Genomic DNA, 14,457 nt, shown 5'->3' with positions numbered 1-14,457 from the left:
CGAAAGCTTGGGATCGATGCGCCCTGAAACTGCATCGGGGATAGCCCAAAACAGTTTGCAGTGCAGCAAAAAATGACCCCTGCGACATTTTCATGCACAGCTGAAATGAGGAGATAACGCGCTCTTAAAAAAGAAAATAACGCTGCGCCATCGGCAGCACCGTCGCGGGCTCGCAGGTCAGCAACTCGCCATCGGCGCGAACCTCGTAAGTCTCGGGGTCCACTTCGATATGCGGTGTCAGCGTGTTGTGGATCATCGACGCCTTGGAGATGCCGCCGCGGACGTTCTTGACCGCAACCAGCTTCTTCGCCACGCCGAGGCGCTGCGCCAGCCCGCCATCCAGCGATGCCTGCGAAACGAAGGTCACCGACGAGTTGGTGCCCAGCTTGCCATAGGCGGCGAACATCGGGCGATAATGCATCGGCTGCGGCGTGGGAATAGACGCATTCGGATCACCCATCGGGGCCGCTGCAATCGAGCCACCCAGCAGCACCATTTCCGGCTTCACGCCGAAGAAGGCAGGGTTCCACAATACGAGGTCCGCACGCTTGCCGACTTCGACGGAGCCGATCTCGTGGCTGACGCCATGGGCGATGGCAGGGTTGATCGTATATTTCGCGATGTAGCGGCGAACGCGAAAATTGTCGTTCTCACCTTTCTCATTCTTCAGGCGACCGCGCTGGCGCTTCATCTTGTCTGCCGTCTGCCAGGTGCGGATAGCGACTTCACCGACACGGCCCATGGCCTGACTGTCCGAAGAGATGATCGAGAAGGCACCGATATCGTGGAGAATATCTTCCGCCGCGATGGTTTCTTTGCGAATGCGGCTTTCGGCAAAGGCGATATCTTCAGGGATCGATGGCGACAGGTGATGGCAGACCATCAGCATGTCCAGATGCTCCGCCAGCGTATTGACGGTGTAAGGCCGCGTCGGGTTGGTGGAGGACGGAATGACATTGGGGTTGCCGCAGACCTTGATGATATCCGGCGCGTGGCCGCCGCCCGCGCCCTCCGTATGGAAGGCGTGGATCGTGCGGCCATTGATGGCCGCAACCGTATCTTCCACGAAGCCGCTTTCGTTCAGCGTATCCGTGTGGATCATCACCTGCACATCGAACTGGTCGGCAACCGTCAGGCAATTGTCGATGGCGGCAGGCGTGGTGCCCCAGTCTTCATGCAGCTTCAGCGATGAAGCGCCTGCAAGGATCATTTCTTCCAGCGGCTTTGGCAGGGAGGCGTTGCCTTTGCCTGCCAGCGCAAGGTTCATCGGGAACGCATCGAAGCTTTCGATCATGCGCTCGATATGCCATGCACCGGTGCAGGTCGTTGCCAGCGTGCCATGCGCAGGGCCGGAACCGCCGCCCAGCATGCAGGTGACGCCGCTCATCAGCGCTTCCTCGATCTGCTGGGGGCAGATGAAGTGGATATGCGCGTCCATGCCGCCAGCGGTGAGAATCTTGCCCTCACCGGCAATCGCTTCCGTGGAAGGACCGACGATGATGGTGACGCCCGGCTGCGTATCCGGGTTGCCAGCCTTGCCGATGGCGTGGATGCGCCCATCCTTCAAGCCGACATCCGCCTTGTATATGCCCGAGTGATCGACAATCACGACATTGGTGATGACGGTATCGACCGCACCTTCAGCCCGTGTCGCCTGGCTCTGCCCCATGCCATCGCGAATGACCTTGCCGCCGCCGAACTTTACCTCTTCGCCATAAGTGGTGAAATCCTTCTCGATTTCGATGAACAGTTCCGTATCCGCAAGGCGCACCTTGTCGCCAACTGTCGGGCCGAACATGCTGGCATAGGCAGCGCGGGAAATCTTGTAAGGCATGGGCTATCAGGCTCCCTGAAAAGCGGAGAAGGCTATGTGGGTGTAAGCGAGGCGAGCGCGCGCCTCAGCATCTTGTTTCATGTCGCAGCCCAAGAAGCCGCTGGAATAACGGTCAGAACCGCTCCGAGAGTGACTTCAACTCTTCCGTTTGCTCACGAGTCATGTCCGCGAGGCACGAAGCGACGATCATCGGCTCCATCGACCCGCCACGCGCCTGAAAACCTGACAGTTTGCAATTTGCATCACGAAAGGCGACCCAAGCACGCTGCGCGGCAACCAACGCTTCGACAGCACCCTTGGTGTTCTCGTCCGCGTCCTTGTCCCGGTCAGCCAACAGTTTGCGCAGCTTCTGGTACTCTGCATTCAACTCCTTGTCAGCCTTGTCATAATCGACACCCGCGCACTGGTTCAGATCGAATTGCGTCTGCGGGTTGGAGCAGTCAGGCGCATCCTCGGCACGAACATTCGCCATCGCGAAAAAGCCAGTTAGCAATAGCAAGGCGGAAGCCAATCGAACCATGCGGCTCATGCTGCCGCACCATCATGATGATGTGGCTTCAACGCACGCGGATCGACACCATCGAGGCAATTGGCGTTTACCGCCACCATCTTCTTGCCATCGGGCGCTTCGCCATAGGCAAAGCTCTCGATGCCGCAATCGCTACAGAAGAGATGATGAATCTGCTTTTTGTTGAAGAGATATTCCTTCAGATGCTCTTCGCCGGAAAGCAGCTTGAACTGATCGCGCGGCGTAAAGCTCAGGACCGAGCCCAGCCTTTTGCAGCGAGAGCAATTGCAGGTTACCGTGTGTTCAAGATCGACATCCACCTCGAAGCTTACGGCGCCGCACTGGCAGCCGCCATGATAATGTTCCACAGCCATTTCAAAGCCTCCCCATGACCATCTGACGAAAACCATAGACTTCACGCTTGCCGGAAAGTGGCACCAGCGTTACCTCGCGCTTTTGCCCCGGCTCGAAACGCACCGCGGTCCCAGCCGGAATATCCAGCCGCATGCCGCGCGCCTTTTCCCGCTCGAAAAGCAGGCCCGCATTGGTCTCATAAAAGTGGTAATGGCTACCGACCTGCACGGGCCGGTCACCGGAATTGGCAACCTCGATCGTCACGGTTGGCTGTCCTGCATTGAGCTCCAGCGTGCCCTCTGCGGCAATGATCTCACCTGGTATCATGAGCGTTCCCCTTTATCTTTATCAAGCGGCGTTACTGACGCAGCCTTCCGCCTTCAGCACACGCCGGGTGGAGGCAGGGTTGTTGAGCAGAGCCGCCGCCGGGCGCACGGGCCGCCGCACCAGCTCACCCTTACAGTTCGGGCATGCGCCGCCAAGTGTCGTTGTGGCGCAGTCCACGCAGAATGTGCATTCGAAGGAACACATCATAGCATCAGGGCTTTCCGGTGGCAGATCTTGGTCGCAGCATTCGCAATTGGGGCGAAGTTCGAGCGCCATGGCAATGCTCCTTAACGGATTGGCTCGTGAACGGTCACAAGCTTCGTACCATCCGGAAACGTCGCTTCGACCTGAACGTCATGGATCATCTCGGCTATACCTTCCATGACCTGATCGCGGGTGATGACATGCGCTCCGGCCTCCATCAGCTCGGCCACCGCGCGACCGTCGCGCGCGCCTTCCACCACGAAATCGGTGATGAGGGCGATAGCTTCGGGATAGTTGAGCTTCACGCCGCGTTCCAGCCGCCTGCGGGCCACCATGGCGGCCATGGAGATCAGCAGCTTGTCTTTTTCCCTGGGGGTGAGGTTCATCGTCGTCCCATTTCCAGAGCCAATACACACCCGTCAGCACGGCTACGCATCACGCTCTAAACTGTTGAATCGACGCGCGCGCCAGATGGCTTGCCACCCCAGCGCCCGCGTTACAGATTCCAGACTTTCGGCACAGACGCACCGTTTCGCAAGAGCGAAATGATCGGAAAAAGCATTTTTCTAAGAGAGAATCCGTCTGCGGCGGAAAGGCGGATGACGAGCTTTCCCTGCCACTCGCTGGCCCCGCCGCTTTCTCCGGCAATAGCCCTAATTTTAGGCAGCAGAGCCTCGGCCAGCGGGCCGATATAGAGAAGCGTGGCGAAGGCGACCCGCCCATTCAGAACGGAGGAGTGTCGCGTAAGATCGGCAATCCGCCCATCGAGAAAAAGCTCTTCCGCATGGATGAGCTTGCCGCCGTGGCGAATGCGCCAGCGGTCGCGAAACAGTCCCTCCTCCATCGCTTCGCCCATGGCCTGACGACCGAGCAGAACGGCTTCGACGGCAAGAAATTCGGATGTTGCGTGGAGATCTGCTTCCAGCCTGCGGGTCAGCGAGGCGCGGTCGAAAAGAATGGTTTCCTGCGGCAGCCAGTGGAGCCGGGCATTTTCCTGGGCGGTAACGCGAACGGTGACGGCAGCCGTGCCTGCGGACGCCTTATAGACCTTTTCACAGGCCTGCGTGGTCACAACGAGGCTGGTATTGGCCGCGGCAACGGCTTGCCATTCCACCTCATCCCCGCCGGTCAGGCCGCCGGAGGAATTGATGAGAATGGCTTCCATTTCATTGGAAAAGGTTTCAGGAAGCCTGATCTTGGCGCAGCCCTCCTGAAACAATTCGTCCAGACGGCTGCGCCCGTTCAGCTCTTTGGTTACAATGCGTCCTCTGCCACGGGCGCGCTGCGGGCGGGGTTGGCTGAGGCTTTCAAGGTCTGGCTGCACGTCGTCTCCGAAGCTTTCGCGGATGCGGAAGCGGAAACCGCTTTCACAGAGCAATCCGTCTTCGCCGTTGCGTCGACAACCATCTGCCCTTCCGTATTCTGGAAGAAATCCCACATTCTTTCAGCCGCATCAACCTGTTGCACGGTATCGGAAGACGAAGTTTTACGATCCACCGCAGGCTGCGCCTTCGGCGTTGCATCGCTGCCGGGCTTGCGCGTCAAAACGGCGGAAGCGGCAATCACTTCGGACTTCATGGTCGCGCGCGGCCAGGCATGGTCCCAGGCATCGATGACATAGGAATGGATGCGCGCGCCGCTCTTGCACACGTCATAGGAATTGAAGGTGAAGTTTCCGGCAGACTTGCTCTTGACCGAACCTTTGCAGCCATCCATCTCCGCCCAGCGCTTCAGCGCCGTCTCGCCGCCATATTGCCAATAGGCCTTGCCGCCGCCCTGATAGGGGTTGGCCGGATCCTTGGTGCCCGCAAAAGCAACGATTGACATCGGCTTTGCCGGTGCGCAGGATTTGGCGTCCGGTCCCCACTTGCCTTCGGTTTCGACAGGATATCCCGCGCGAAGGGAGGCTACGAAGCCCGCCGCCGCAAAGTCGTTGCTGCCGCTGCAAAGATACTGCGAAAGCATGCGCCCGCCGCCGGAATAACCGGAGCCATAGAAACGCTCTTCATCGACGCAGAATTTGGACTTCACCATGCTGACGGCATCGCGAATGAAGGAAAGCTCGTCCAGCCCGCCTTTGCGGGTGGTGACGCCCGGAACGTTCCAGGCATGAGTACCCGGCAGCTCACCATCGAGGCTGCCCTGAAGCGCCACGACGACCACGCCCGCGCGCTCGGCAACCTTGTCCCAGCCGCTACGGTCCAGCTGGCCGTTAGGGTTGCTGTTGCTGCCATGAAAATCAAAAATGACCGGAAGCGGCTTTTTTCCATCATAAGAAGATGGAACGAAATAGACGCCTTCGCGTTCAGACCCTTGAGACATGAGCGAAAACTCATGCCGACCCGGCTGGATTGTCTGACCGCACATCGATGCAGATGCGGCGGCACTCATGCTCGTGAGAATGGCAAAGCTCGCAAACACTGTTTTTGCGGAGCGAATAAACCGGAACGTCCGGCCAGCAACAGTCAGATTCATCGGCACGCCTTTATTGGCACAGTTCTCCAGCAATATGCCGGAAAATTCGTGGAATGTAAGGGATCGACGGATGCGGCGTGCAGATGACCTCATGGGTGTGTCTCGCAAGCAGCATTTTCGCTGCCAATAACACACCCTCCTCGTCAATGAAATGCTAAAATTACGCATGAAAGCCATGCGAGAGCGCATGACTATTCACTTTGTTACAGTGATTTTATCGGGCCGTGAACGAAAGGCCCAAATTTATACTGTCAGATGACGCCGCGCTTCCTGCGTATCCAGCGTCTGCGCCTCACCTTCATGCACCACTTCGCCACGGTCCATGATGTAGACGTAGTCCGCAAGCTCCCGGCAGAAATCGAGATACTGCTCGACCAGCAGGATCGCCATACCGGTGGAATCCCGCAGATATTTGATCGCGCGCCCGATATCCTTGATGATCGAGGGCTGAATGCCTTCGGTCGGCTCATCCAGCACCAGAATTTTAGGGCGCGTTACCAGTGCCCGACCAATGGCCAGCTGCTGCTGCTGCCCACCCGAGAGATCGCCGCCGCGCCGCGACAGCATTGTCTGCAACACAGGAAACAGGCTGAAAATATCATCCGGAATAAACCGCTCCCGGCGCGGCAGCGGCGCATAACCACTCTCCAGATTTTCCTGCACCGTCAAGAGTGGAAATATCTCCCGCCCCTGCGGCACATACCCCACGCCACGCTTGACCCGCTGATAGGGCGCCAGCCCATTCAGGCTCTCGCCGCCGAAACTGATTGCTCCACCGCTAATGGCATGCTGGCCGGTGACGGCGCGCAACAGCGAGCTTTTACCCACCCCGTTGCGCCCCAGCACGCAGGTAATCTTGCCCATTTCAGCATTCAGCGAAATGCCCCGCAACGCCTGCGCTGCGCCATAGTGGAGGTTGATGTTTTCGACGCTTAGCATGGTGTTACCTTGTGGCAAGACGTGTGGTACGAGAGTGTGGCGTGGATCCTCGGGTCAAGCCCGAGGATGACGTTGGAGAACGGGGCACGAGATTGAATTCACCCACTGCCGTCATCCTCGGGCTTGACCCGAGGATCCATATCCGGGACCAATTTTTATGAGCGGATACGTCTACATCGTAGCCAGCCAAAAGCGCGGAACGCTCTACATTGGCGTGACGTCCAATCTTGAGCAGCGCATTTACGAACATCGTGAAGGTCTGACGAAGGGCTTCACGAGCCGATACGGCTGCACGCGGCTCGTCTGGTACGAAGAGCACATGAGCATCGGAACGGCCATTCCGCGCGAGAAGTCGCTGAAACGATGGTATCGCGATTGGAAGATCAAGCTGATTGAGGATTTTAATCCGGAATGGCGTGATCTTTATGAAGAATTCGGTTGATGGTCCAGCGCGGGGCGTGGATCCTCGGGTCGGGCCCGAGGATGACGGCAGTGGGTGTGGTTGATGGCGTCCCAAGCTCGTTAGCGTCATCTTGGGGTTAGAAGCGAAAACCGAGGATGACGATAGAGGGGTTGCCAAATGGGTCATTCCAATCTCAGACGTCATCCTCGGGCCTGACCCGAGGATCCACAGCGGCAATCGCCCAACGTCTCTATTGAACCCTAGCACCATCACCGCCCCAGATAATTCTCAATGACTTTCGGATCGTTCGACACAAAATCAATCGACCCCTCCGCCAGCACCGAGCCTTCCGCGAGGCACGTAACCTTGACCCCAAGCTCGCGGATGAAGCCCATGTCGTGTTCCACCACCACTACGGAGCGGGTCTTGGCGATTTCTTTCAGCAGGACGGCGGTTTCCGCCGTCTCCGCATCAGTCATCCCCGCGACGGGCTCGTCTACCAGAAGGAGCTTCGGTTCCTGTGCCAAGAGCATGCCAATTTCCAGCCATTGTTTCTGGCCGTGCGAAAGGTTGGCGGCGAGGTCGTCGCCGCGGTGGCTGAGGCGGACTGTTGAGAGGATTTCTTCGATACGAGCCCTGTCTTCCGCCGTCAGCCGATAGAACAGCGTGGCGAAGACGCCGCGTTTGCGGTTGAGCGCCAGTTCGAGATTGTCCCAGACGGTGTGGCTCTCGAACACGGTCGGCTTCTGGAATTTTCGGCCTATGCCGAGCTGGGCGATATCCGCTTCGTCCTTCTTCGTCAGGTCGATACTGTCTTCGAACAGCACTTTTCCCGTATCGGGTCGCGTCTTGCCGGTGATGATGTCCATCATCGTCGTCTTGCCGGCACCATTCGGGCCAATGATGGCGCGGAGTTCACCCGGCTCCACCACGAAGGACAGTGAGTTCAGCGCCTTGAAGCCATCGAAGGAAACGGACACGCCGTCGAGATAAAGCAGGCTTTTCGTTCTGTTTTCGGAAATCGTGTTCATAAGCTTCACTCCGCTGCCTGGCTTGCGACTGCATCGTCATTGCCGGGTGTCGCCGCCGCCTTGGGCTTCGACACCCGGCCGCGACGGTTCGCTATGAACTGCTGGATGGTGCCGACGATGCCCTTGGGGAAAAACAGCGTAACGGCAATGAAAAGGCCACCCAGCGCAAACAGCCAGAATTCTGGAAACGCGCCGGTGAAATAGCTCTTGCCGCCATTGACCATGATAGCACCGATGATCGGCCCGATCAGCGTTCCGCGTCCACCAACCGCCGTCCAGACGACGACTTCGATGGAGTTGGCGGGCGCGAATTCGCCGGGGTTGATGATGCCGACCTGCGGCACGAACAACGCGCCCGCGATACCCGCCATCATGGCCGAAACGACGAAGGTAAACAGCTTGATGTTCTCGACGCGATAGCCAAGGAAGCGAACGCGGCTTTCCGCATCGCGAACACCGACCAGCACCTTGCCGAATTTCGAGTTGACGATGCCGGATGCAATCAGCAGCGAAAGCGCCAGCATCACCGCCGTCATGGCAAAAAGAACAGCGCGGGTGCCGGGGGCCTGGACAGAGAAGCCGAGAATATCCTTGAAATCCGTCAGGCCGTTATTGCCGCCGAAACCCATATCATTGCGGAAGAAGGCGAGCAGCAGCGCATAGGTCATCGCCTGCGTGATGATGGAGAGATAAACGCCGTTGACGCGGGAGCGAAAGGCGAACCAGCCGAAGACGAAGGCGAGCAGGCCCGGCACGACCAGCACCATCAGCATCGCAAACCAGAACATGTCGAAGCCATGCCAGAACCACGGCAGTGCCTTCCAGTTGAGGAACACCATGAAATCCGGCAACACCGGATCACCATAGGTGCCACGCGAGCCGATCTGGCGCATCAGATACATGCCCATGGCATAGCCGCCGAGCGCGAAGAATGCGCCGTGGCCGAGCGAAAGAATGCCGCAGTAACCCCAGACCAGATCAAGCGCCAGCGCCAGCAGCGCATAGGCGAGATACTTGCCGAGCATCGACATCATATAGGTCGGCACATGCAACGGGCTCGTGGGTGGCAGCAGAAGATTCAGCGCCGGAATGATGAGCGAGACGGCGAGAATGATGCCGACGGCAATCGAGATGCGGCGGTCTAGCGCGCGGAGGAGAAAACCGGTGATCATGCCTCGATCGCCCTTCCCTTGAGTGCGAAGAGGCCGCGCGGCCGCTTCTGGATGAACAGGATGACGAGAACGAGAACAAGGATTTTGCCCAGCACCGCGCCGACTGTCGGCTCAAGGAACTTGTTGAGCACACCGAGCGATAGCGCACCGACCAGCGTTCCCCAGAGATTACCGACACCGCCGAAAACCACGACCATGAAGCTATCGATGATGTAGCTTTGGCCAAGATTGGGAGACACGTTGTCGATCTGGCTAAGCGCCACGCCTGCAAGCCCTGCGACACCGGAGCCAAGCGCGAAGGTGAAAGCATCGACCCACGGCGTCCTGATGCCCATGGAGGAAGCCATGCGCCGGTTCTGCGTGACGGCGCGCATCTGCAAACCGAAGGCGGAGCGCTTGAGGAGAAGCAGCAGGGCGAAGAAAACGGAGAGCGAGAAGCAGACGATCCAGACGCGATTCCAGGTGAAGTTCAGATAGCCAACGCTGAAGGAGCCGGACATCCAGCTTGGGCTGCCAACCTCACGGTTCGTCGGCCCGAAGATGGAGCGCACGCCCTGTTGCAGCATCAGCGAGATGCCCCATGTCGCCAGCAGCGTTTCCAGCGGACGGCCATAGAGAAAGCGGATCACGCCGCGCTCCATGATGAGGCCGATTGCGCCGGTGACGATGAAGGCGACGGGCAGCGCAATGGCTAGAGACCAATCGAAGAGGCCGGGAGCATGGCTGCGAATGACATCTTGCACGATGAAGGTGGAGTAAGCGCCGATCATCACCATCTCGCCATGCGCCATATTGATGATGCCCATCACACCGAAGGTGATGGCAAGGCCGATGGCCGCCAGCAGCAGGACGGAGCCGAGCGACAGGCCATACCAGATATTCTGCGCGCCATCCCACAATGCAAGCGAGCCTTCGATACGCGAAATGGCAGCATCGATATCGGGCTTCAGGCTGGCATCGACGGAAGGGGACGCGGCCATCAGAATGCCGATGGCATCACGCCCGCCGATATTCTTGATGGTCTCGATGGCAGCGCGCTTGTCGTCAATGGAACGGTTGGACGCCAAAAGCGAAACCGCCCTCGCCTCTTCCATGCGGGCGCGGACCTGGGTGTCGGCTTCCTTCGCAAGTGCGGCTTCCAGCAATTCAAGATTTTCAGCGCTCGGCGCTTTCAACACGGCATCGGCAGCGGAAAGACGGACCGAGCGTTCCGGGCTCAGCAGCGTCAACCCGCCAAGCGCTGCGCGGATGACACGGCGGAGGTTGTTGTTGACCTTGATTTTCGCAACTGCCGCTTTCGGTGCTTCGCCTGCGGCTTCGCCGGTCAGCGGATCGATGAGGGTAAGATCGGAGCCTGCTGGCTTGGTCAGGAAAACGAGACTATCGGCCTTGCGAACGTAAAGCTCGCCAGCCGCAAATGCTTCCAGCGCAGGCACGACCCGCGCATCACCCGTTGCCGCAATCTGCCCGATCAGCGTTTCCGCCTGCTTGAAATCAGCTTTGCCCAGCGCATCGATCAACGGCTTTGGATCGCCCTGTTGGGAGAAGGCCGAAGCGGTGAGGCTGAACAGTAAGCCGATGACGGCGAACATACGAAGAAACATTGTCCCAAGTCCCCCTTGGAGCCTGCTTGGTTGAGTGGCAGCAGGCGGAATTCGATAGTGACGGGGCTTTCGCCGCCGAAGCCCCCCACCCTCTCCACCGCCATTCTCGGGCTTGACCCGAGGATCCACGACGCCAACCAGAACCTCTCGCTGGCGAAGAGAACGAAGGGGAGGCAGTGGATCCTCGGGTCAAGCCCGAGGATGACGTTGGTGGGGTGGGAAGGCGCTTTCCCCCTGCCCGTCACCCCGGACTTGATCCGGGGTCCAGCGCGATCAAGTCCTTGATCGCAGAAGAGTCCTCGCGCCGCAGACGCGGCGCTACTGGATTCCGGCTCAAGGCCGGAATGACGGAAGTGAAGGGAGCTCAGCCGCCTCACACTTTCGAAGAGCGATCAGCTACCCTTGCCGCCGCACTTGCCTGTCGCAACGTTAAAGTTGCCGCAGGACATCGGCTTGCGCCAATCCGAGATCAGGTCCTTCGAGTCCGGCAGATAATCGGACCACTCGTCACCAACCACCTGCGGGGTCTGCTGCACGATCTGGAACTGGCCATCGGCCTGAATTTCGCCGATCAGCACCGGCTTGGTGATATGGTGGTTAGGCATGACGGTGGAGTAGCCGCCGGAGAGGTTGGGAACCGAAACACCGACGATGCTGTCGAGAACCTTGTCCGTATCCGTCGTGCCTGCGGCTTCCACTGCCTTTACCCAGGCGTTGAAGCCGATATAGGCGGCTTCCATCGGGTCGTTGGTCACGCGCTTGTCGTTCTTGGTGAAGGCGTGCCATTCCTTGATGAATTCGGCATTGGCAGGGCTATCGACCGACTGGAAGTAGTTCCACGCCGCAAGGTGGCCGACCAGCGGAGCCGTATCCAGACCGGCCAGCTCTTCCTCGCCCACGGAGAAGGCAACGACCGGAATGTCTTCGGCCTTCACGCCCTGGTTTGCCAGTTCCTTATAGAAGGGAACGTTGGCATCGCCATTGATGGTGGAAACGACGGCAGTCTTCTTGCCAGCAGAGCCGAACTTCTTGATATCGGACACGATCGTCTGCCAGTCGGAATGGCCGAATGGCGTGTAGTTGATCATGATGTCCTCTTCCTTGACGCCCTTGGACATCAGGTAGGCCTTCAGGATCTTGTTTGTGGTCTGCGGATAGACATAGTCTGTACCAGCCAGAACCCAGCGCTCGACGCCCTCGGTGTTGGCAAGATAATCGACAGCCGGAATGGCCTGCTGGTTCGGCGCGGCACCGGTGTAGAAGATGTTGCGGGAAGACTCTTCGCCTTCATACTGGACAGGGTAGAAGAGAATGGAATTCAGCTCTTCGAAGACCGGCAGAACGGATTTGCGCGAAGAAGAGGTCCAGCAGCCGAACACGGCAGCGACCTTATCCTGAGAGATCAGCTGGCGCGCCTTTTCGGCAAAGAGCGGCCAATCGGAAGCCGGGTCGACCACCACAGGCTCGAGCTTCTTGCCCAGCACGCCGCCCTTCTTGTTCTGCTCGTCGATGAGCATCAACATGGCGTCCTTCAGCGTCGTCTCGGAAATCGCCATGGTGCCGGAAAGCGAATGCAGAACGCCGACCTTGATCGTATCATCAGCGGCAAATGCACCATGGAATGCGGTGGTGGACAAAATGGCGCCAAGCAGCGCGCCAGTGAGCGTCTTTCTCAATGTCATCGGAAGAACCCCTCTCCTTGTTTAAGCCTCGAACGGGCCCAGCGGCATTTTGAAACCGCTGCTGGAGGGGACTATCGGTCTCGCAGTCGCGAAACCGTATACGTCGTTTGACGTAGGTGGGGTGGCGAAATCAGAACATGAGGGTGCATCCGCCGCGCGCGCCTGAGAGAAGTGTGGCTCAGGCCTCAGTTATGGGGCTTGTCGCTTTCGATGGCTTCCTGATGGTACCAGCTGTCGAAATCCACGCGAGGAGCCTGGGGCTGAACCGATTGCACCTCGGCGTCTTTGCGGAAACGATTGGCGCTCGCGCGGCCACCGACAGGGAATTGATAAATCTTGGCACTTTCCATATGCGGTTCGGTTCTCATGACGGCCTCTTTTCTTCCAGTCAAAACACCTCAGCACCACGCTTCGTCAGGGATTATAACGGATTGAGAGCGCAAAAGCACCCTATTCGCTTAAAAAAATATCATTCAGCATAAAATTTAGGCACATAAGTTGATGCTGAGATAATCGAATAGTCTTTATGCAGCTAACGACCCATTTTTCGCGCTTTGAGACCAAAAAACACTCAAAACCAGCTTTTGCCTCTGCCCTTTTTGCGGAATTTGGCCGGATCCGCTTCATAAAGCCTTCATAAATCTGAAAATTTGCGAATTGCTGTCGGAATCGTTGAAGGCACGATTCGCATTTCCAATGCTCCTCACCGGAGCGCTCGAACAGAAATTTTCACGCCCGTTTTCGTCACCTCTCAAAACTGGCACGGCTTATGCATCTGTATAGGCAGCCCTTGAAAGCGAGAGTGTTTTCGCCGGTCACCGGACGTCAACAATCAAGGCTTCGCATCTTAACCTATGAGAGGTTCGTAATGACTAAGTTCAAACTCGAGTACATCTGGCTCGATGGTTACAAGCCGGTAGCAAACCTGCGTGGCAAGACGCAGGTCAAGGAATTCGATGAATTCCCGACACTCGAGCAGCTTCCGCTCTGGGGCTTCGATGGCTCCTCCACCATGCAGGCAGAAGGCCACAGCTCCGACTGCGTGCTGAAGCCGGTCGCTCTTTACCCCGATCCTGCCCGCACCAACGGCGCGCTGGTCATGTGCGAAGTCATGATGCCGGATGGCGTCACGCCGCATCCGTCCAACAGCCGCGCAACGATCCTTGACGACGAAGACGCATGGTTCGGCTTCGAGCAGGAATACTTCTTCTACGAAAACGGCCGTCCGCTCGGCTTCCCAGAGCAGGGCTATCCCGCTCCACAGGGCCCATACTATTGTGGCGTTGGCGCCAGCAATGTCGGCCCGGTTGCTCGCGAAATCGTTGAAGAGCATCTGGACCAGTGCCTTGCAGCCGGCATCAACCATGAAGGCATCAATGCCGAAGTGGCAAAGGGCCAGTGGGAATTCCAGATTTTCGGCAAGGGCTCCAAGCGCGCCGCCGACCAGATCTGGATCGCTCGCTACCTCCTGCAGCGCCTGACTGAACAGTACGGCATCGACATCGAATACCACTGCAAGCCGCTCGGCGACACCGACTGGAACGGCTCCGGCATGCACTGCAACTTCTCGACAAAGTACATGCGCGAAGTTGGCGGCAAGGAATATTTCGAAGCCCTTATGGCGCAGTTCGGCAAGAACCTCGAAGCCCACATCGCCGTTTACGGTCCAGACAACGACAAGCGTCTGACCGGCAAGCACGAAACCGCTCCGTGGAACAAGTTCTCCTACGGCATTGCTGACCGTGGCGCATCGATCCGCGTTCCGCATTCCTTCGTCAACAACGGTTACCGTGGTTACCTCGAAGACCGTCGTCCGAACTCCCAGGGCTGCCCATACCAGATCGCTTCCGTCGTTCTGAAGACGATTTCGGAAGTCCCGACAGCACAGTCCGCTGCTGCCTAACGCTTAAAGATGGCGTCGCTC

General features: G+C 58.3%; 16 protein-coding genes. 2 read left to right on the top strand and 14 right to left on the bottom strand.

The features are described from left to right. Window positions 1-124 precede the first annotated feature (124 nt). The 9 genes from ureC to urtE form a co-directional block, all read right to left on the bottom strand. Window positions 125-1,834 carry an urease subunit alpha gene (ureC, locus tag CFBP5473_RS04360; protein ID WP_027675749.1) on the bottom strand — a complete coding sequence of 570 codons (1,710 nt, stop codon included), beginning with the start codon at window positions 1,832-1,834 and terminating at the stop codon, window positions 125-127. A gap of 112 nt (window positions 1,835-1,946) precedes the next feature. After that, entirely contained in the window at window positions 1,947-2,363 is a 417-nt protein-coding gene (locus CFBP5473_RS04355; protein WP_027675750.1) for a lysozyme inhibitor LprI family protein, read from the bottom strand. Then, window positions 2,360-2,716, bottom strand: coding sequence for a GFA family protein (locus tag CFBP5473_RS04350; protein WP_027675751.1), 357 nt, complete (start codon window positions 2,714-2,716; stop codon window positions 2,360-2,362). Before CFBP5473_RS04350 ends, CFBP5473_RS04355 begins: the two co-directional genes overlap by 4 nt. A 1-nt stretch (window position 2,717) precedes the next feature. Continuing rightward, on the bottom strand, window positions 2,718-3,023 hold the full coding sequence (locus CFBP5473_RS04345; RefSeq protein ID WP_027675752.1) for an urease subunit beta: 306 nt from the start codon (window positions 3,021-3,023) through the stop codon (window positions 2,718-2,720). A 21-nt stretch (window positions 3,024-3,044) separates the two neighbouring features. Next, window positions 3,045-3,299, bottom strand: a complete 255-nt coding sequence (locus tag CFBP5473_RS04340) for a DUF1272 domain-containing protein (protein WP_027675753.1) — start codon at window positions 3,297-3,299, stop codon at window positions 3,045-3,047. Window positions 3,300-3,310: 11 nt separating this feature from the next. After that, complete coding sequence (locus CFBP5473_RS04335) at window positions 3,311-3,613, bottom strand: urease subunit gamma (protein WP_027675754.1); 303 nt, start codon at window positions 3,611-3,613, stop codon at window positions 3,311-3,313. Between the two features lie 110 nt (window positions 3,614-3,723). Continuing rightward, complete coding sequence (locus CFBP5473_RS04330) at window positions 3,724-4,446, bottom strand: urease accessory protein UreD (RefSeq protein WP_234881796.1); 723 nt, start codon at window positions 4,444-4,446, stop codon at window positions 3,724-3,726. A 35-nt stretch (window positions 4,447-4,481) separates the two neighbouring features. Beyond that, window positions 4,482-5,702, bottom strand: coding sequence for a CE1 family esterase (locus CFBP5473_RS04325; protein ID WP_027675756.1), 1,221 nt, complete (start codon window positions 5,700-5,702; stop codon window positions 4,482-4,484). 243 nt (window positions 5,703-5,945) lie between these two features. Beyond that, window positions 5,946-6,641: an urea ABC transporter ATP-binding subunit UrtE gene (urtE, locus tag CFBP5473_RS04320; RefSeq protein WP_027675757.1), complete on the bottom strand. Its 696-nt coding sequence runs from the start codon at window positions 6,639-6,641 to the stop codon at window positions 5,946-5,948. A 157-nt stretch (window positions 6,642-6,798) separates the two neighbouring features. On the opposite strand from urtE, the gene CFBP5473_RS04315 reads away from it, so the two are divergent. Continuing rightward, window positions 6,799-7,083, top strand: coding sequence for a GIY-YIG nuclease family protein (locus CFBP5473_RS04315; RefSeq protein WP_027675758.1), 285 nt, complete (start codon window positions 6,799-6,801; stop codon window positions 7,081-7,083). A 230-nt stretch (window positions 7,084-7,313) separates the two neighbouring features. Here CFBP5473_RS04315 and urtD read toward each other — a convergent pair whose 3' ends face one another. The 5 genes from urtD to CFBP5473_RS04290 all read right to left on the bottom strand — a co-directional run bounded on the left by urtD (window position 7,314) and on the right by CFBP5473_RS04290 (window position 12,901). Beyond that, window positions 7,314-8,075: an urea ABC transporter ATP-binding protein UrtD gene (urtD, locus tag CFBP5473_RS04310; RefSeq protein ID WP_027675759.1), complete on the bottom strand. Its 762-nt coding sequence runs from the start codon at window positions 8,073-8,075 to the stop codon at window positions 7,314-7,316. A gap of 5 nt (window positions 8,076-8,080) precedes the next feature. After that, window positions 8,081-9,247, bottom strand: a complete 1,167-nt coding sequence (urtC, locus tag CFBP5473_RS04305; RefSeq protein WP_027675760.1) for an urea ABC transporter permease subunit UrtC — start codon at window positions 9,245-9,247, stop codon at window positions 8,081-8,083. Then, window positions 9,244-10,839 (bottom strand): urea ABC transporter permease subunit UrtB, encoded by a 1,596-nt coding sequence (urtB, locus tag CFBP5473_RS04300; protein WP_413228970.1) that lies wholly within the window; start codon window positions 10,837-10,839, stop codon window positions 9,244-9,246. The genes urtC and urtB overlap by 4 nt, the downstream gene beginning before the upstream one ends. A gap of 404 nt (window positions 10,840-11,243) precedes the next feature. After that, entirely contained in the window at window positions 11,244-12,533 is a 1,290-nt protein-coding gene (gene urtA, locus CFBP5473_RS04295) for an urea ABC transporter substrate-binding protein (RefSeq protein WP_027675762.1), read from the bottom strand. A gap of 185 nt (window positions 12,534-12,718) precedes the next feature. After that, window positions 12,719-12,901, bottom strand: coding sequence for a DUF2735 domain-containing protein (locus CFBP5473_RS04290; protein ID WP_027675763.1), 183 nt, complete (start codon window positions 12,899-12,901; stop codon window positions 12,719-12,721). A gap of 500 nt (window positions 12,902-13,401) precedes the next feature. On the opposite strand from CFBP5473_RS04290, the gene CFBP5473_RS04285 reads away from it, so the two are divergent. Beyond that, the gene (locus CFBP5473_RS04285) at window positions 13,402-14,436 is read left to right on the top strand and encodes a glutamine synthetase beta-grasp domain-containing protein (RefSeq protein WP_027675764.1); all 1,035 of its coding nucleotides are present in this window, start codon (window positions 13,402-13,404) and stop codon (window positions 14,434-14,436) included. Window positions 14,437-14,457 lie beyond the last annotated feature (21 nt).

It is taken from the genome of Agrobacterium larrymoorei (genome assembly GCF_005145045.1).
In the GTDB taxonomy this organism is placed as follows: Bacteria; Pseudomonadota; Alphaproteobacteria; order Rhizobiales; family Rhizobiaceae; genus Agrobacterium; species Agrobacterium larrymoorei.
The sequence above is the reverse complement of the archived record's forward strand: the minus strand, read 5'-3'. Positions and strand labels throughout refer to the sequence as shown.